The sequence below is a fragment of the Vibrio natriegens NBRC 15636 = ATCC 14048 = DSM 759 genome, assembly GCF_035621455.1.
In the GTDB taxonomy this organism is placed as follows: Bacteria; Pseudomonadota; Gammaproteobacteria; order Enterobacterales; family Vibrionaceae; genus Vibrio; species Vibrio natriegens.
Genome location: NZ_CP141823.1, coordinates 615,292 through 632,641, shown reverse-complemented (window position 1 = coordinate 632,641; position 17,350 = coordinate 615,292). Strand labels below are relative to the sequence as shown.

At 44.1% G+C, this 17,350-nt stretch carries 16 protein-coding genes; 10 read left to right on the top strand and 6 right to left on the bottom strand.

Features of this window, described 5'->3' with window-relative positions; all coding sequences use genetic code 11:
- Window positions 1-148 precede the first annotated feature (148 nt).
- Both VER99_RS17350 and VER99_RS17345 read left to right on the top strand, forming a co-directional pair.
- Window positions 149-2,494, top strand: a complete 2,346-nt coding sequence (locus VER99_RS17350) for a PAS domain-containing sensor histidine kinase (RefSeq protein ID WP_236614657.1) — start codon at window positions 149-151, stop codon at window positions 2,492-2,494.
- A 9-nt stretch (window positions 2,495-2,503) separates the two neighbouring features.
- Window positions 2,504-3,142 (top strand): response regulator transcription factor, encoded by a 639-nt coding sequence (locus VER99_RS17345; protein WP_020334444.1) that lies wholly within the window; start codon window positions 2,504-2,506, stop codon window positions 3,140-3,142.
- A 152-nt stretch (window positions 3,143-3,294) separates the two neighbouring features.
- Here VER99_RS17345 and VER99_RS17340 read toward each other — a convergent pair whose 3' ends face one another.
- The gene (locus VER99_RS17340; RefSeq protein ID WP_020334445.1) at window positions 3,295-4,494 is read right to left on the bottom strand and encodes an MFS transporter; all 1,200 of its coding nucleotides are present in this window, start codon (window positions 4,492-4,494) and stop codon (window positions 3,295-3,297) included.
- A 150-nt stretch (window positions 4,495-4,644) separates the two neighbouring features.
- Here VER99_RS17340 and VER99_RS17335 point away from each other — a divergent pair, with 150 nt between their 5' ends.
- Complete coding sequence (locus VER99_RS17335; protein WP_020334446.1) at window positions 4,645-5,526, top strand: LysR family transcriptional regulator; 882 nt, start codon at window positions 4,645-4,647, stop codon at window positions 5,524-5,526.
- A 43-nt stretch (window positions 5,527-5,569) separates the two neighbouring features.
- Here VER99_RS17335 and VER99_RS17330 read toward each other — a convergent pair whose 3' ends face one another.
- Window positions 5,570-6,064, bottom strand: coding sequence for a MarR family winged helix-turn-helix transcriptional regulator (locus VER99_RS17330; RefSeq protein ID WP_014233664.1), 495 nt, complete (start codon window positions 6,062-6,064; stop codon window positions 5,570-5,572).
- A 122-nt stretch (window positions 6,065-6,186) separates the two neighbouring features.
- Here VER99_RS17330 and VER99_RS17325 point away from each other — a divergent pair, with 122 nt between their 5' ends.
- The 3 genes from VER99_RS17325 to VER99_RS23045 all read left to right on the top strand — a co-directional run bounded on the left by VER99_RS17325 (window position 6,187) and on the right by VER99_RS23045 (window position 8,217).
- Window positions 6,187-7,104, top strand: coding sequence for a DMT family transporter (locus tag VER99_RS17325; protein WP_024373009.1), 918 nt, complete (start codon window positions 6,187-6,189; stop codon window positions 7,102-7,104).
- On the top strand, window positions 7,101-7,694 hold the full coding sequence (locus VER99_RS17320; protein WP_020334071.1) for an NADPH-dependent FMN reductase: 594 nt from the start codon (window positions 7,101-7,103) through the stop codon (window positions 7,692-7,694). Before VER99_RS17325 ends, VER99_RS17320 begins: the two co-directional genes overlap by 4 nt.
- A 274-nt stretch (window positions 7,695-7,968) precedes the next feature.
- Window positions 7,969-8,217 carry a hypothetical protein gene (locus tag VER99_RS23045; RefSeq protein WP_418380434.1) on the top strand — a complete coding sequence of 83 codons (249 nt, stop codon included), beginning with the start codon at window positions 7,969-7,971 and terminating at the stop codon, window positions 8,215-8,217.
- Here the strand turns inward: VER99_RS23045 and rnr are convergent.
- Together rnr and VER99_RS17305 are read right to left on the bottom strand one after the other, a co-directional pair.
- The gene (gene rnr, locus VER99_RS17310) at window positions 8,124-10,376 is read right to left on the bottom strand and encodes a ribonuclease R (protein WP_020334072.1); all 2,253 of its coding nucleotides are present in this window, start codon (window positions 10,374-10,376) and stop codon (window positions 8,124-8,126) included. The two genes, VER99_RS23045 and rnr, sit on opposite strands and share 94 nt — an antisense overlap.
- Before the next feature lie 290 nt (window positions 10,377-10,666).
- Entirely contained in the window at window positions 10,667-10,879 is a 213-nt protein-coding gene (locus VER99_RS17305) for a cold-shock protein (protein ID WP_020334073.1), read from the bottom strand.
- Between the two features lie 911 nt (window positions 10,880-11,790).
- Here VER99_RS17305 and VER99_RS17300 point away from each other — a divergent pair.
- A complete protein-coding gene (locus VER99_RS17300) occupies window positions 11,791-11,994 on the top strand; it encodes a hypothetical protein (RefSeq protein WP_020334074.1) in 204 nt (67 codons plus the stop codon).
- 145 nt (window positions 11,995-12,139) lie between these two features.
- On the opposite strand, the gene VER99_RS17295 is transcribed toward VER99_RS17300, so the two are convergent.
- On the bottom strand, window positions 12,140-13,054 hold the full coding sequence (locus VER99_RS17295) for a LysR family transcriptional regulator (protein ID WP_014233672.1): 915 nt from the start codon (window positions 13,052-13,054) through the stop codon (window positions 12,140-12,142).
- 149 nt (window positions 13,055-13,203) lie between these two features.
- Here VER99_RS17295 and hisC point away from each other — a divergent pair, with 149 nt between their 5' ends.
- The 3 genes from hisC to VER99_RS17280 all read left to right on the top strand — a co-directional run bounded on the left by hisC (window position 13,204) and on the right by VER99_RS17280 (window position 15,648).
- On the top strand, window positions 13,204-14,295 hold the full coding sequence (hisC, locus tag VER99_RS17290) for a histidinol-phosphate transaminase (protein WP_024373008.1): 1,092 nt from the start codon (window positions 13,204-13,206) through the stop codon (window positions 14,293-14,295).
- A 14-nt stretch (window positions 14,296-14,309) separates the two neighbouring features.
- A complete protein-coding gene (locus tag VER99_RS17285; RefSeq protein ID WP_014233674.1) occupies window positions 14,310-15,083 on the top strand; it encodes an ABC transporter substrate-binding protein in 774 nt (257 codons plus the stop codon).
- 172 nt (window positions 15,084-15,255) lie between these two features.
- On the top strand, window positions 15,256-15,648 hold the full coding sequence (locus tag VER99_RS17280; RefSeq protein WP_024373007.1) for a ribosome recycling factor family protein: 393 nt from the start codon (window positions 15,256-15,258) through the stop codon (window positions 15,646-15,648).
- A 118-nt stretch (window positions 15,649-15,766) separates the two neighbouring features.
- Here VER99_RS17280 and VER99_RS17275 read toward each other — a convergent pair whose 3' ends face one another.
- Window positions 15,767-17,170 carry a uracil-xanthine permease family protein gene (locus VER99_RS17275; RefSeq protein WP_020334077.1) on the bottom strand — a complete coding sequence of 468 codons (1,404 nt, stop codon included), beginning with the start codon at window positions 17,168-17,170 and terminating at the stop codon, window positions 15,767-15,769.
- Between the last annotated feature and the right edge of the window lie 180 nt (window positions 17,171-17,350).

Here is a 17,350-nt window from a genome sequence, read left to right as displayed (position 1 = left end):
GCGTGTTCTTTAAATTTAATGTTTTATTAACATGTGCTAATTTATAGCATACCCGTATGAGTTATAGTAATAGCCTATAGTCTTATAGTATTTATCCTATATTCCTCTATGCTGGGTGTCAGAGTGGAAGGCGTAAGGGAAGAATGTTTTGATAACCATATCTTTGGAAGACGGCATGGAAAGCGAACGTGCACAGCTTTACCTCAATTTATGGCTAAGTTTATTGAGTCAGGGTTCAGCCCCGGAGCAGGCTTCCGCTTTGCGTCGTTATGTCTCAACTTGGCCGGGTGTTCAACAGGTCTTTTGGCTCCCTTGGCAACCCTCTGAGCAGGTTTATACCAATGATGAAGATGGCCCTGCACTTCCGTCTGGACACGGTAATCCGCTGAATGCCAGTGATGATGGAATACGCGAACAATTGCAAAGCCAGATTTGTATTCCCTTGCCGAATATTCGCCCTGGGGACTCTTGGCTGGCAGGACGTTTACGTCGTGCGGGGTTAGCTCATGGCGGGATGATTTCTCTGATGCCAAAGGGGCGAACATCTGAAGGGGAAGGGATACTGGTTATCTCAACAGAGCAGCCTAGTCATGTCTCATCTCTGACCGCCATGGGAACCTTACTAAAAACACTGCTGGCAAATATCTCTGCGCAACCACCTGAAGGCTTACTGCAAAGTGATCCGTTACCCACGGTACGTTTTGATAAGCAAGCCAAGCCCAAGGCGATCAATATTTCCATGCAGAACCTCCTGTCTTGTCGAGATGATCTGTCTCTACAAGATCTGTTGCCAGTTAACTACGTTCAATTAATTGCCTCTTGTTTGAAGCAGGAAAGAGTCATAGCAGAAGTGGAATCTAAATTAGATGAACGCTACTTTCTGTGGCAGTTTTTCCCTGAGCCTTCAATGGGGTCTGTGATCGTTCGCTGTCGAGACGCAACGCAAGAAATCCTGAATAAAAGAGAGGCAGAAACCGCCTCTAGGCTTTATCGCCTGATCACAGAAAACACGACTGACTTGATCTCTCGTCATCGTCCCGATGGTGGTTTTTTGGATGCTTCGGCTGCCTCTTGGACTCTACTGGGATATTGGCCTGAAGAGTTACGTGGCATGCAAGTTAGAGAGATGGTCCACCCTAGCGACCGAGATTTGCTCCTTTTGCAAATGGTTGAACCCTTGGAGCGAGATGGCTACCTGACTTTAACTTATCGTATTCGCCATCGTGATGGACACTACTTGTGGTTCGAAACTGCGTTTCGTGGCATTCGGGAAACGTATACCGGCGATGTGGTGGAAATTGTCGGCATATCGAGGGATATCACTGCCAGAGTAAGGGCAGAAGAGGAAAATAGACGACTGGCGGAAGTCGTCAGAGCCAACACGGACTTGGTACTGTTTACGGATTCGCACTGGCAATTGACCAAGATGAACCCTTCTGCTCGCACCGCGTTGGGGATATGCGAAGAAGGTGAACTGCCGAATCTGGCTGATTTCCTGAGCCCTCAGGATTTTGACAGGCTTCGAGAGGAAGGTTGGGAGGAGGCCATACGACAGGGAGCGTGGACCACAGAAGTGAAATTAACTCCGCTGAAGTACAAAACAGGTTTTGTCGCATCGTTAGTATTACTCGCTCACAAAGGTGCAGGAGGGCAGTATTACGCCTCGCTGGTTGCACGGGACATGACTGAGCGAGAGTTACGAGAGGCAGAACAGAGGCGTCATCAGGATGAGTTAGCGCATACTGCTCGCCTAGTTACGATGGGTGAATTGGCATCCGGTATTGCTCATGAGCTGAATCAGCCTCTGGCTGCCGTGATCAACTATGCGAGCGCCAGCCAGCGTTATTTAGAAACCCTTCCTCAAACTCCTCAAAATGCTGCGCGCGTTGCAGAAGGGCTGCAATTGATTTGTGGTCAGGCTAGCCATGCATCAGCCGTCATTAATCGTCTACGAAATTTTTTGCGCAAGAGCCCGCGAAATATTCAACCGTTAGACATCGATATGGTGGTGTGGGAAGCAGTGGGGCTTTGTGCGAGTGAAGCCAGTCGATATAAAGTCACCATCAATTATTGCAATGCAGAACATGAGAAACGATCGCTTGTATATGGCGATGCTGTTTTGTTGGAGCAGGTACTGATTAATCTGCTGCGAAATGCCATTGATGCCAACTGGAGTGTGCATCCTAATCAAGACTCAATGGTAGATATTAACGTGAGCACTAATGCGCAATGGTTGCTTATTCGTGTTAAGGATCAGGGGCCAGGGCTCAAGCCGGACGAAAGTGACAAGCTTTTTACACCGTTTTATACCAGCAAACCGGATGGACTTGGGCTTGGGTTATCGATGAGTCGAACAATCGTGGAAGGTTTTGGCGGCAGTCTTGATGTTGAGCCTTCTGATCGCAGAGGATTAACGTTTTGTTGCTCATTGCCACTGCGTAGCAATAAAGATAGATCAGGGGAGATCAGTGGTCCCCGCAGCAACGCTTGTTAGGAGTATGACATGCAGAGTGAACAGATTGTATATGTGGTTGATGATGATCAGGGAATGCTCGATTCAACGGTTTGGTTGTTTGAATCGGTAGGGCTAAAAGCGGTGCCGTTTTCTTCCGGACAAGATTTCTTGTCATCATGTGATCCCGAGGCCAATGCGTGCGTTTTACTGGATATCCGCATGCCCGGGATGGGGGGGCTGCACATACAGGAAGAAATGCGTCGTCGAGGCATTAAACTGCCCGTCATTTTTGTTAGTGGTCACGCGGATGTACCTATTGTTGTGCGTGCATTTAAATCCGGTGCGGTCGATTTCATCGAAAAACCTTACAACGATCAGTTATTACTAGACAGTGTTCAGGATTCACTTCAAAGCGAGCCGAGTGTGATCAGAAGTAATGCCCAGCAATTGATAGAGGAAAAGCTTGCTTCGCTTACCCCTCGCGAGCAGGATATTTTTTTGCCTTTAATTCAAGGCTATACAAGCCGAGAGATAGCCGAACAGCTGGAAATTAGCATCAAAACGGTCGATTTATACCGTTCTCGAATTATGAAACGTCTTGAAGCCAACAACTTACCCGAATTAGTCGGTATGGCGATTGTAGCGGGAGTGGTTGATCCTCTCGACTTACGTGCAAATAAAAAATGACTGGCAACGTAATGTAGCTATTTGTATCGCATGCATTTTTAGCCTCATGGTATGACCATGAGGCTAAGTACTCTAAGAAAATAAATCCTAAAAGTCGGTGTGGCTCAGTTGCTCGTGTAACGTAAAACTATTTCAGAGTATCTGCGTTGTCACTACACATTCGACGTTAAACTCGCGAAATCAGGCTTCTCTTTTTCCTGATTGTCGATTCTCCCGCTCAGGCAAGTGAGAGCCAAAGCGATGCCCACGATAACTGCACCTATCCATGGCGTGTGCATTAGGCCAGCGTTCGAAACGACCAAACCACCTCCCCAAGAGCCTAGAGCGATACCGACGTTAAACGCCGCAATGTTCAGACCTGAAGCGACATCGACAGCGTCAGGTGTGTATTTTTCTGCCAACTGCACCACATAGACCTGCAAACCAGGGACATTACCGAACGCAAATGCTCCCCAAACTAAAATTGTGGCAACGGCCGCGATAGGGTTGACCGCACTGAAATTAAACACGATTAGAACAGTTGCAAGCCCGAAAAAAATGACTTTGAGTGCTTTAATTGGCCCCATTTTATCCGCCATTTTTCCACCCCAGATGTTACCCACCGCGACAGAAACACCGTACACCAGCATAATTAAGCCAATCGCACTAGAACCAAAGCCGGATACTTGTTCAAGAATCGGGGCTAAAAACGTAAAGGCGGTAAATGTGCCACCATAGCCTAAAGCAGTAATTGCATAGACCAGTAGCAAGCGAGGCTGTGTCAATACTTTTAGTTGTGAAGTTAGCTTAGTTGCAGGTGGTTGTTTGAGGTTACTTGGTACTAAAAGGGCGCTTCCAATTAACGCAACCAAACCTAGTACAGCGACGATCAAGAAGGTCGCCTGCCAACCCAAAGATTGTCCGATGTAAGTACCTAGCGGCACCCCTGTTACCAGCGCGACTGTTAAGCCTGTAAACATGATCGCGATAGCACTCGCTGCTTTTTCTTTTGAAACCAGCCCTGTAGCAATCGTAGAACCGATTGAGAAGAATACGCCATGAGCGAGCCCTGTAAGGATGCGAGCTAAAATAAGAGTGTTATAACCCGGCGCTTGCCATGCCATTACATTGCCTGCGACAAATAGTGACATGACGGCGAGCAAAACATGTTTTCTATTCCACTTACCTGTTAAAGCGGTTAACACTGGTGCGCCAACGGCAACACCAAGGGCATATAAACTCACTAAGAGTCCTGCAGAGGGCAGTGACACTTGTAAGTCTGAGGCCATCGTTGGGATAAGCCCAACAATGACAAATTCGGTCGTTCCAATAGCAAAGGCGCTGAGCGTCAATGCAAGAAGTGCTAAAGGCATATTTATCTCCCTACTCGTTGAGTCATATCTTGTTGTTTAGAGAGCAGGATTATGCGTAAATGGTTTGTTGTTAAAAACATTGTTTAAAGCAAATTATATTTGTTATATATGCAATAATTTACTTGGTGTTTTACTAGTGTGGGGAAGGTGATGCTGACACGTTCTGATGACTTGGAAATTTTATTAGCGGTTGTTGATAGTGGTGGCTTTTCGGCAGCGGCAGAAGTTTTAGATATCCAATTAGCCAGGGTATCTCGTGCAGTAAGCAAGGTAGAAAGGCAACTCGGAGTATCGATATTAAATCGTACCACTCGTCGTGTAGAACTCACCGATGAAGGTCGGCAGTTTGTGGATTTAGTTCGAGGCGGATTGGCTCAACTCCAAAAGGCTGAGGAAGAGATCATATCACGTGGAGAATTGCCTAGTGGTAATTTACGCGTCGATGCAGCTAGCCCATTCGTGTTTCACCAGCTGGTCCCGCTTGCACAGGCATTTAAGGAATCCTATCCCGATATCCATCTGGAGCTCACATCAAACGAAGGTTTTGTTGATCTGATCGAGAAAAGAACTGATCTTGCTATTCGTATCGGCAAACTAACTGATTCGACATTACATGCCCGTCCGTTGGGAAAGAGTTCGCTCTATATTGTTGCTTCTCCAGACTATATTTCTCGTCGCGGGATTCCAAAGCTCACTGCTGACTTAGCCCAACACGATACTATTGGCTTTTCCACCCCAAAGACGCTAAACAACTGGCCACTAAAAGGGTTTGACGTGTTAAAACCAACTTTTACCTCAAGCAATGGTGAAACGGTTCGGCAACTGGTCTTAGCGGGTAATGGTATCGCGTGTTTATCGGGTTTTATGGTGAAAAAAGATATTGAAGAAGGACGACTCGTGTCACTTTTAGAGTCTGAACGATTTCCTGATATTGGACGAGAGCAAGTTAATGCTGTTTATTACAAGTCGTCTTCTGTTTCTAAGCGAATCTCGGCATTTATAGACTTTATTCAGCCCAAATTGTCACTATAAAATGATTTATTGATTCTCAATCGAAGCGTTTTTTACTTCGCTATCATTTTTCGTTTTCTTCACAAATCAATACTTTACGCAGTAAGCCGGCTAGCTGATCTTGCTCTTTTTTTGTTAATGCATTCAGCATGTTATCCATGTTTTCAACATGCGCGTTTAATGCAGTATCAACCAGCTCAACACCTTTTGAGGTCAAGGTGACTTTGCAGCTTCGTCGGTCTTGTTCACTAGAAATACGCTCTACCAACCCTTCTTTTACCAACTGCTCCAATCGTGTACTGACAGCACCTGAAGAAAGCATGAGTGTCTTATATAACTCTGTGGGTGTGATACCAGAAGGATCGCTGCGACGCATCGTTGCTAAGATGTCGAACTCGATGCTGCTTAAGCCATGTTCTTTGAACACCTTATCCATCTTACTTTTCCAAGCATTACTGGTTCGGCGCAAACGTCCAATAACCCCCATAGAAGAGCAGTCCAGATCTGGTCTGACGCTTTTCCATTGAGCCAGAATGGAATCGACACTATCCAATGACATTTTTATCTCCTGTGTAAATATCTTTCCAAAAAGATACTTGATCGTAAAGTAAACATCTATTACTTTATAAAAAGTATCTTTTACAAAAGATACTTTTTATAAAGAATGTTGGAGGCGTCAGTATGCAAGGATTACATCAGATTAAGACAATCGGTTTGACTGCAATAGCACCGATCGTGTGGGGAAGTACTTATATTGTGACAACGGAGTTATTGCCACCGGAAAGCCCATTGCTTGCATCGACGATTCGAGCTTTGCCGGCAGGTCTGTTTTTAGTCTTAATTAGCAAGACGTTACCTGATCGCAAATGGCTGTTGCGTCTTGCGGTACTTGGTTTTTTAAATATCGGTTTGTTTTTCTACTGTCTATTCTTCGCTGCTACTTATTTACCAGGGGGGATGGCGGCGATAGTGATGTCTATCCAGCCTATGGTTGTGATCCTACTTAGCTGGAAGTGGCTTGAATCAGAGCTATCATCGCGTCAAATGTTGGCGAGTGCGGTCGGAATATTGGGCATTGTTTTATTAGTCATCAACAGTGCTGTACAGATCAATTTGACGGGGGTGGCGGTGGCTTCTGTCGGCACATTAAGTATGGCGACAGGTGTTGTATTAACGAAAAAGTGGCAAAGACCCCAAGGCATGACCTTATTGGGCTTTACGGGCTGGCAACTGCTTTTTGGTGGATTCATGTTGCTGCCAGTGGCTTTATGTGTTGAAGGGCTACCTGAATCCTTAAGCTTGCCAAATTACATTGGGTATCTGTATCTGAGTGTGATTGGCGCGATTTTAGGCTACTCCCTATGGTTTCGAGGAATCGAGAAGCTGCCACCGATTACGGTTTCTTTTCTCGGTTTTCTCAGCAGCGTATCTGCATGTGTGTTGGGCTATCTCGTGCTCGATCAAACCCTTACTTGGCTTCAGCTGTTAGGGGCGATGTTTGTCCTAATGGCTATCGTTCTGGCGGCTCCTCGCGTGGCTGCGTCATCTAATAAACCTAATGACTTACTTTCTCCAAGCTTTAAAAAGGAACTAATATGAAGATTACCATTGTATCTGGTAGCCAACGCGCAAACTCGCAAAGTCTGTCAGTCGCGCGCTATTTAAAGTCACTTTCTTTAGAGCATTTCGATACCGCGGACATTTTGGATTTGCATCAACTTAACCTTCCATTTTGGAACGAAGGTGTTTGGCAACAAACTGAAGAGTGGCAGCAATGGACACCCATTTCCGAGACACTTAAACACTCAGATGCTGTGATTCTTATTACCCCAGAGTGGCATGGAATGGCGACGCCAGCGCTCAAGAACTTTTTGCTGTTGTCTACCGATGAAGAATTGGCACACAAGCCAGTACTTTTAGTCAGCGTGTCAGCTAGTGTAAATGGCGTGTATCCGATCAGTGAACTGCGCATGACGGGAAACAAGAACAACCACGCGTGCTTTCTACCGGATCATTTAATCTTTCGCAATGTAGAGGAATTGATCACGACTGACCACCAATGTACCGACCAAGCGATGCATCAGCGTAATCAGTATACAATGACGTTACTCGCTAGTTATGCGCGGGCATTGGCTCCAGTTCATCGTGATATGGTCGCTCTGGGAAAGGCATTTCGCTACGGGATGTAACAGCAATCTATGCTTTGCTTTAATTGGTTTCATTCTTCTACTTCATCTTGACCAAAGACGCCTCTCTTGTATGGCGTCTTTAGTCTTTGATGTTGTCTGAAATAGGGAGGGTAACCCCAATATTAGAGCCGTTTTTAACGAAAATGCTGGGATCGTTGCATTTCACTGAAGAGGCTGGTCGGTTATTTACCGCGTTTGAGGTAATGTTTGTAAGACATCGTTTCTGGCTTGGAAACAATGCGTGTATATTCCAAACACGTACCTGAAATACTATATGTACCCTGATTATGTCGTAGAACACTCGAACAAAGAGCACACCCGTGCGAACGAAGTTATGGAAGGTCGTGAGAAGGAAGTGTTTACCGAGTGTCACCGCATTTGCGCGATGTCGTCAGCTATGAAAACGGTGGTTCTTGTACGGCAAAGAGTCTACTGTTTTAGTGACGATTCACTAGAGTCCGCGAAGTTAAATATAATTTTTCTTTGTTTAGAATCGATTTCTTTCACGGTCACTTTGACTTGAGCACCTAACGTGAAGGTAGTGGTTGGGCTGGCAATTTTTTGTTTGATCGCATCAAATTCAAACTCCCCGTTTTGGAAACTTGATAATGGTATGAGGCCTTCAATTCGGTTTTCCTCTAACTCCACAAAAACACCGAAGTGTGTAACACCAGAAACGGTCCCCATGAAGCTTTGTCCAATGAATGGTTTCATATAATGACATTTTAGCGCCGACTCAACCTCACGACTTACTTCATCAGCTTGGCGAGATTGATGTGAACAATGCACGCTGAGCTGCTCAATCGTTTTCGTATCGTAAGGGTAGTTATTCTCTATGCCGGCTAGTTTGCGTATAGGGTTGAACTTCAATAACAGACTACGTAGCTTGCCATTACTTTGTTCTCTTAGTTTGGCTCGAATAGCGCGGTGAACGAGTAAGTCAGGGTAACGACGAATTGGCGAGGTAAAGTGCGCGTAAGCGTCATAAGCTAAACCAAAGTGGCCCATGTTTTTTGGCGAATATTCAGCTTGGCTTTGAGAGCGCAAGAGTAAGGTGCGTATTATGTCGCACTCATCCAATTCTCGAACTTGTTCCAATAACGAGTTGTAATCGTGAGAGGTTGGCTTATCACCGCCTGCTAACGTTAGCCCTCTGTCTGCAAGTAACATTCTCAATGAAGATAGCTTTTTCATTTGAGGGCCGGAGTGCACTCGATATAGGCTCGATATTTTATGTCGCTCTAAAAACTGTGCTGTAGCAACGTTAGCGCAGAGCATAAACTCTTCGATCATTCGGTGGGCGTCATTTCGAACAACTGGAACGATTGAAGCAATCTTCTTTTTGTTATTTAACGTAAAAGCGAGCTCTTGAGTGTCAAAATCAATGGCTCCACGGATTTTACGCTGACCAGATAAGTTCAGATACAAGCGATGAAGATTCACCAAATGCTGAGAGATATTATTTTTGGGATTGTTGCTTTGGTATTTTGTTCTCGCGGGAGACTGCATAACAATGCGGTTAGCTTCGTTGTACGTCAGCCTGGCATGTGAGTGAATGATCCCTTCAGAAAACTCCGAATCTAGCATGTTCCCTTCGTTATCAAAGGTCATCTCACATACCATCACTAATCTATCTTCATTAGGATTTAGTGAACACAAACCGTTAGATAATGACTCTGGTAGCATTGGCACGACACACCCAGGGAAGTAAACGGATGTTGCACGCGACTGTGCTTCAAGGTCTAAGTGGTCGTTTGGTTGGACATAATGAGATACGTCAGCGATTGCGACGAACAGCTTCCATTGACCATTGTCCATTTGATACCCATAAACCGCATCATCAAAGTCTTTGGCATCATCACCGTCGATAGTGACGAAAGGTAAATCTCGGTAATCCACGCGAGATGTTTTGTCTTTTTCGTCGACTTGAGAGCCAAATACGGAAGCTGCATGGAGTACTTCCTTATCCCATTTGTCATTGATGCCATGGCGACGCAATGCCAATTTTACTTCGATTCCAGCCTCTCCCGCACGACCCAAAACTTCTGCGACTTCAACCGTGGTTGATTGTCTGTGATCCGGGTATGCAGTGACTTTACAATGAACGAGTTTACCGACATTTTTGGCGATGAGTTCATTTGGGGTGACATGGATGGTTTGAGTTAGTTTTGTGCTTTCTGGCACTAAATAGAAGTTAGAGCCTTTTTTCTTTAACAAGCCAACAATATGAGTTGTTTTACGTTCAACGATCTCAATCAAGCGGTGGTTTGAACGACCTTGCTGTTGAGCATTGCCTTTCAGAACCAGCACGATATCGCCATCGAAAACATGAGTCAGTTGATGTTTAGGTAAGAAAAGGTCTTTTTCATTGCTGTCGTATGTAACAAAGCCAAAGCCGTCAGCGTGAGTACTTATTTTCCCTGTAACTAAAAAAGCCTGATCGACTTTTTTGTAACCTCTACGATGAGTAAAAATCAACTGCCCGTCTCGCTCCATTGCACGTAAGCGCTTTTTCAAGGCGTCTTTTTGTGGTTTTTCATCCAAGCCCGCAGAGTGAGAGATCTGTTCATGGCTTAAATAGCTTTTGACTTTGTCGAACAAGCTAAGAATAAAATCTCGGCTAGGAATAATGTCGTCATATTTAGTGTGGTTTATTGATTGAGCGGATATATTTATTTTCATTTAATTCTCTTTTATTCGCCAATCGCTTTTTATATAAACCTATTTATATGAGTAAAGCACTAGGCGAAATGATTCAGATATGAATCACATTAGTTATTATAGGGGATTGTTTTTGGCCTTTTGCCAAAGATTTATACTGAAATGACTTATTAGAAAGGTTGGTTTGCGTTGCAAACTGAATTTTAATGTTTAAGTTCAAGTTATTTGGGTATATAGACTTGGGTGAAAGACTTGCGATGATATAAAGAGGAGAGAAGAGGCACCGATGAACATCGATGCCATATAACGAATTACATTACAGTAACTTCGCCAGCTTGTAGGCCTTTTTTGCCTTGCTCGACAACATACGAGACTTTTTGGCCTTCAGATAGTGTTTTGAAACCAGTTGAGACAATTGATTGAAAATGAACAAACAAGTCTTCACCACCATTTTCAGGAGAAATAAAACCAAAGCCTTTAGTTTCGTTGAACCACTTTACTGAACCAGTTGATTGATTAGACATAGATACCTCTATATTTGTATAGTTTTAATATTAAGTTTATTAGCTAATAAGTGCTATTAGATGATTTAGAGATAAATACTTTGTCGCAGGAACGTAAACGAGGAAATCGATGAGGAACTGAGAGAAATTTGATCTTAAAATAATTAAATAGCTCTTTTCTTAAGAGCTGACGTGCAGTATACCGATAAAATTGATAAAGGCTAGCTTTTTAATTTTTCCTTGTTCTTCAAGCTTTCGTTTTTTGCAATAGAAAATGCAATACAGTGGTCAAGCTATAGTTTGTGCAGGCTTCATTGCAGGAGCACCAGTAAAGTAGTCATAGGCTGTGATTTTAAATTAGGTGCGTAATTTGTTTTATAAATATATGATTTTTAATGATATTTCAGTGTTACTTCCTTCTTGCAAAACCATAAGAGGCGTAGAGACAGCCTCTGTTCTACTGAGGAAAATGGAAAATATCTATCTATTTATTGTAATGAGTGTATAGTGAGTACAGCTCCGAAACGTGAGCTATTGATGAAACATATAGTTCGAGTCTCTTCTCAGTTTTCTTTCGAGTCATATCGTTATACAACTCCCATAGCAACTTATTCTTTATCTTCCATTAAATAGTCTCAGTTTTGCTTTCAACTATTAACGAGGGTTAAAAAATAGCGTCAGAATGTTTAAGTATCTATCAGAAGATCACAAACTAGCATTCAGAAATGAACATGACCTGAAAGGTCTTTCAGCCCCAAATGTTATGATCGTTTAGATAACTTTTCATTGCTTGAAATGCTTATTTCTCATCGTTAATGAGTACTAAAGTAGTATGTTGAACCAGGTTTATTTAAGCCAATGCAAGCGGATATATAAAATATAGACTGCATGTTTAATATACTTTTGATAAATATGTTCAAACAGGAACAAGAATGCGAAAAAGACAAGATAAATCGCCAAGAAAATATAAGAAAAGCGGCTATGAAGCGAAGTTTGAGCAAATGGTTAAAGAATACCATAGTGCCCAAGAAGTCCTAGAATCAATGGACGCAGGTTCTGATGAGTACAACAAGCAGAAAAACCTCTGCGAATCTCTTTTTGCCAGTGCTGAACGTTTCTTTAAACAGAATCAGTAATATTATAAAGAACTAAATCGAGTTCTTATGGTGATTGTGGTGCGTAAGTATCACCGGCTTCCGCATCATTATCACATCCCTTATATATTCATGTTTATTACCAACCAAACTCCCCTACAAAATGGCTGTCTTAATTTGACACTAGCTAGTTTTGGTCACGATTACTTTCGCTTTGCTCCGCCAACCAACTGACCAGTTTGCCTACCATCGAATTGCGTTCGTGTTTTGGATTGAGCAGGTGATAACCATTTCCAGAAGCGACATAGCTGTCGAACGGCTGTATTAAGCGCTTTGATTTTAAGTCTTGCTCTGCCAGAGTAATGTCACCAATCGCCATGCCAAAGCCTTGTTGGGCTGCATTTACCGCCTGATCAAGTGTGGCAAAAGTCTGGTTACCTTTGCCCTGAACATTGCGATATCCTCGCGACGCCAGCCACATCGACCAGTCTGACTGCTCCGTATTCGCATGAAGCCAAGTACAACGTTTGAGCAGGTTTAGCTCATCTATTGTTTCTTCTGAAACAGACAATGCCATCTTTTCCCACAACTGTGGCGCACATACTGGAGCCAGAAGCTCGTCGAACAATAGTACTTGTTCAATGGTCTTATTGCGGATGGGTTTTCCGTACGAGATGACTAAGTCAAAACTATCGAAGTTGGGTATCGCCTGATGCTTTGTGGTTGAGGTCAGTTCGACATTCACATCAGGATAAGCTTGCTGAAAATTGGCGATGTGACCTAAAAGCCATGTGGTAATACAGCTTGGTGCGTTCAACTTGATTCGGTTTGCACTATCCACCACTTCACGAATCGACATTTGTAAGCGATGAATGATTTCTTCTGCGAGAGGGATAAACTTTGCGCCTTCTGGAGTCAGGGCCAGTCCTCGTGCCTGACGATAAAACAATGCAACACCCATCAGACTCTCGATTGACTGGATTTGGCGGCTGATCGCGCCTTGAGTCATGTTAAGCGCTTCTGCAGCGTGAGTGAAATTCAGATGTTGCGCTGTGGCTAAAAACGCTTGCAGGTTTTTTGTCGAAGGGAGTCTAGTTTGCATGTCATCTATCCATGATTTTTTTGCATGGCTAGTATGCCTTTAATTCGATTTAACCGAAAGCGATTCTTGACTAATTTATTACCAATAAAGAAATTAAATACAGATTGAATGCCAAATATTGATTAAGTATTCACATTGGGGTGATAAATATAATGTCATTAGCTGAGAAGTTAGCTCCTGAGAGCATAAAAAAGTTAATACCATATCAGTCTGCAAGACGCATTGGCGGTGCTGGGAGATTGTGGCTTAATGCGAACGAGTTGGAAGAGCCGCTGCTGTACAAAGAGCACCAGTCTCCACTGCATCGCTATCCGGATTTTTTGCCTCATGATATTGCATCTGCATACCAGGCTTACTGCTCAACGTCACAGCCAACACTGGCAGTACGTGGTGCGGACGAAGCAATTGATTTGCTCATTCGTACCTTCTGTCAGCCAGGTAAAGACAGCATCGCGATATGCAGTCCGACTTATGCGATGTACGAGTTTTGTGCTGAATCATTGGCGATTGATGTTATCGACTCTCCACTGCTTTTGCCGAACTTTGATCTCGACGTTGAGAGTGTGGTTCAAGCAGCAGAGAAGGCGAATCTGGTATTCTTATGCTCCCCAAACAACCCTACGGGTCAGTTGTTGAGCTCCCAAAAGATTGTTGACGTGTTAGAGCAGACACAGCAAAGCGCCATTGTGGTTGTTGATGAGGCTTATATCGAATTTGAACTTGACCAAAGTGTCGTTGAGCTAATTGACCGTTATCCAAACCTGGTTGTGATTCGCACTTTGTCTAAAGCTTTCGGTTTGGCCGCGGTAAGATGCGGGTTTATTATCGCTCAGCAGTCGGTTATGGATTTTGTCTACAAGCTGATTCCCCCGTACCCGATGCCAGACAGCTCAGCAGAAATCGTTCTCCAAGCGTTAAGTGCTGAAGGGCTAGAGAAAGTAGCGGCTCATACCCATACCCTGATTGAATCTCGTCAACGTTTTATTGCACGTATTGAAGGTCTTGACTGGATTGAAACAATTTACCCGTCGGCGACTAACTTTGTATTGATTCGCACTAAGCCGGATATGAATCTTTTTGAATACTTACGAGAGCAAGGCATCGTAACGCGTAACCAGACTCATGAGCCTAGTCTGCAAAACTGTGTTCGAATCACGATCGGTTCGGAAAAGAGCATGCAGGAAGTGGCGGAAACTATTTGTAACTACACCAATCTAGTGACACCATCAATCGAAATATAATAAGGACATTACACATGAAAAAAATTCTGAGCGCGTTAGCTTGCACCGCCGCACTACTATCGACTCCTTTGATGGCAAAGGAAGTTCGTCTGGCTTCTGACTTTACGTACCCACCATTCAATTACAAGGATGCTAGTGGTACGCCGGTTGGTTTTGATATCGAAATCGCAGACGCCTTGTGTGCAGAAGCGAAGCTTGAGTGTACTTGGGTGTCACAAGGATGGGATTCTCTGATCCCGAGCCTGCTTGCGCGAAAATCAGACGTGATCATGGCTTCAATGCGTATTACTGACGATCGTAAAAAACGCGTACTGTTTACCGACAAGTATTACCAAACGCCAGCTCGCTTTGTTGCTAAAGCAGACAACAACATTGAGATCAGTGAAGCTGGTTTAAAAGATAAAGTAATTGGCGTTCAAAGCGGTACGATTCACGATATGTACGTGACGGATAAATTTGGCTCGGTTGCGACCATCAAACGTTATTCAGGTCAGGACGAAGTGTATCTGGATATGGCAAATGGCCGTTTGGATGCGACTTTTGGTAACTCAGACCAACTTGCGCTGGCGTTTTTAGACAAAGACATTGGCAAAGGTCATGAGTTTGTTGGCGAAGCTGTAACGGATAAAGCCTACATTGGTGAAGGTACGGCACTAGCACTGCGTAAGAATGATAAAGAATTGGCTGAGAAGTTTAACCAAGCGATCAAAACCATTCGTGCAAATGGTACTTACGACAAGATTGCTGCGAAATACTTCTCCTTCGACATCTACGGCGAAGAGCTTTAATTACTGATAGATTCATTCCATCAAATCAACAAGGCCTACTTTGTTTAGCAAGGTAGGCCTTTTTATTAACTCAATGCGTTAACGACATTTCATTCTCTGTGTGGCGAAAAGATGAAAAATCAGCAAGCTAAGTTTAAAATGTGTGTCTATTTCTGATGATATGACGCCTTCTATGCATTCAAACAAGCTCACCATCCCATTGCCTTCGCTGATTCACCGTATTGGTGGCGAGCACGCTAAGCGGGCCAAAATGATTGCGATGGAGAAGGGGTGTGAGTTGAAGCGTGTCCGACGTTCCAGAAACTGGCAGGTTTCTGGTGAGGCATTGGATTTGAAAACCTTTCTTGATCATCTCAAAGCAGAAGAGTCAGAGGCGCTGTGTTTTGTGATCAACAAGATGGAAGTCGGACTCGAGGCTCATCAGGATAAATTAGAGCCGTTGGAAGCCAAGTTGATTCGTTTAGTGGTGGAGAACCCTAACGTCACTCTGGCTGAGTTAATGGCAGAAACCAATTGTACAATCGCTCAAGCTCGCACGGCGCGTTTTGATGCGGAAATGTTGTAATGGATTATGTTTCAAATAGCCAAATAGCCAAATAGCTCAGTAAGATCATAAAAGGCCACCCCGTGAGTTATCATCGGAGTGGCCGTTGTGGTTTAGTCTTTGGTTGGCTTGAGCCTTGTTACTTTTCCAATGCTGGTTTAGAAAGCGTTTTTTGCGATTTTTTTGGGTTTGCCTCCTGCGCACCTTCGTTTGATGCTTCGGGTAACACTAACGTCATTACAATCGCTGCAATACCGCTGGTAGTTACTGGAGAGCCGAAAACGCTCTGCATGATTTTTGGCATACCTTCCAGAATTTCAGGAACAAGCATTACGCCAAAACCAATACCAAATGAAACGGCGAGTATCATTAGGTTTCGGCGATCTAACTCTTCATTCGCAATGATCTTAATACCTGCTGCTGCAACGGTACCAAACATGACTAAAGTTGCGCCGCCGATAACCGGTTTAGGGATGGTAGTCAGAATGGCACCGATGAGAGGAAACAATCCGAGAGCCACCAAAATAAGTGCGATAAAGTAGCCCACATAGCGGCTTGCAATCCCAGTCAGATGAATAACACTGTTGTTCTGGCTGAAGGTGGTGTTCGGGAACGTATTAAATACCGCAGCAATCAGCGAGTTTACGCCATCGCCAAGTATCCCAGCTTTAATTCGTTTAAGGTATTGTGGGCCAGATACTGGTTGCTTGGTGATAATGCAGTTCGCCGTAATATCGCCTGCTGACTCGATGGCAGTGATGGCGTAAATAACAGCGATTGGGACAAATGCAAACCAATCAAAATCAAACCCGAATTTGAATGGAACAGGGACGCTGACTAAAGGCTGATTAAACGCCCCTTCTAAGTTGACCATGCCCATAAAGGCTGCCAGAACATAGCCAATAACCATACCGATCAAGATGGACGACAATCTTACCATTAGGTTTTTAGAGCGATTTAAGACGATGATGGTGGTTAAAACCACTGTCCCCAAAACAAGGTTGTTCCACGAACCAAAATCAGGCGCGTTGAACCCGCCCGCAAGGTCGGTCATTCCGACTTTAATCAAAGATATACCTATCGTTGTTACCACGATACCCGCCACGACAGGTGTGATAATACGTTTAAGTTTGCTGATAAACTGAGAAAGGATGATTTCGACGAAGGCACCGACAAAACACACCCCGAAGATCATTGCCAGAATATCTTCTGGGCCACCACCTTGTGATTTAACGATGAAGCCTGCCGCCAAGACAGAACTCAGAAACGCGAAACTGGTGCCCTGAACGCAGACTAACCCCGCGCCAATTGGGCCGATACGGCGCGCCTGTATAAAGGTGCCAATCCCTGACACGATTAACGCCATACTGATGAGATAAGGAACGTGCTCGCCGAGTCCAAGCACGCCGCCGATGATGAGAGTTGGAGTAATGATACCGACAAAACTCGCAAGTACATGTTGTAGCCCTGCGTAAAGTGCTGCGCCGGCTTTGGGCTTGTCTTCTAACCCATATATGAGGTCGTGGGTTTCCTGTTGAGACATACTGACTTCCTTGTATTCATTATTGTGTACTATTTTATGAATACATCTGAGCAATCTTTGTGCCACAAACTTCCTGACTGGTTAGTCAAGTTATTCCAGTGGGTTAGGAGAAAACCTTGTTAAGTTGACCGAGAATATTGTTTCGTATTGGTGCAATAATGCTCAATTTAGTGCATGTAC

What these genes read in the sequence shown, in the direction of transcription:
- VER99_RS17345 (WP_020334444.1), top strand. Translation starts at nt 2,504, where the DNA reads ATGCAGAGTGAACAGATTGTATATGTGGTTGATGATGATCAGGGAATG.
- VER99_RS17340 (WP_020334445.1), bottom strand. Translation starts at nt 4,494, where the DNA reads ATGCCTTTAGCACTTCTTGCATTGACGCTCAGCGCCTTTGCTATTGGA.
- VER99_RS17335 (WP_020334446.1), top strand. Translation starts at nt 4,645, where the DNA reads ATGCTGACACGTTCTGATGACTTGGAAATTTTATTAGCGGTTGTTGAT.
- VER99_RS17330 (WP_014233664.1), bottom strand. Translation starts at nt 6,064, where the DNA reads ATGTCATTGGATAGTGTCGATTCCATTCTGGCTCAATGGAAAAGCGTC.
- VER99_RS17325 (WP_024373009.1), top strand. Translation starts at nt 6,187, where the DNA reads ATGCAAGGATTACATCAGATTAAGACAATCGGTTTGACTGCAATAGCA.
- VER99_RS17320 (WP_020334071.1), top strand. Translation starts at nt 7,101, where the DNA reads ATGAAGATTACCATTGTATCTGGTAGCCAACGCGCAAACTCGCAAAGT.
- VER99_RS23045 (WP_418380434.1), top strand. Translation starts at nt 7,969, where the DNA reads ATGTACCCTGATTATGTCGTAGAACACTCGAACAAAGAGCACACCCGT.
- rnr (WP_020334072.1), bottom strand. Translation starts at nt 10,376, where the DNA reads ATGAAAATAAATATATCCGCTCAATCAATAAACCACACTAAATATGAC.
- VER99_RS17305 (WP_020334073.1), bottom strand. Translation starts at nt 10,879, where the DNA reads ATGTCTAATCAATCAACTGGTTCAGTAAAGTGGTTCAACGAAACTAAA.
- VER99_RS17300 (WP_020334074.1), top strand. Translation starts at nt 11,791, where the DNA reads ATGCGAAAAAGACAAGATAAATCGCCAAGAAAATATAAGAAAAGCGGC.
- VER99_RS17295 (WP_014233672.1), bottom strand. Translation starts at nt 13,054, where the DNA reads ATGCAAACTAGACTCCCTTCGACAAAAAACCTGCAAGCGTTTTTAGCC.
- VER99_RS17285 (WP_014233674.1), top strand. Translation starts at nt 14,310, where the DNA reads ATGAAAAAAATTCTGAGCGCGTTAGCTTGCACCGCCGCACTACTATCG.
- VER99_RS17280 (WP_024373007.1), top strand. Translation starts at nt 15,256, where the DNA reads ATGCATTCAAACAAGCTCACCATCCCATTGCCTTCGCTGATTCACCGT.
- VER99_RS17275 (WP_020334077.1), bottom strand. Translation starts at nt 17,170, where the DNA reads ATGTCTCAACAGGAAACCCACGACCTCATATATGGGTTAGAAGACAAG.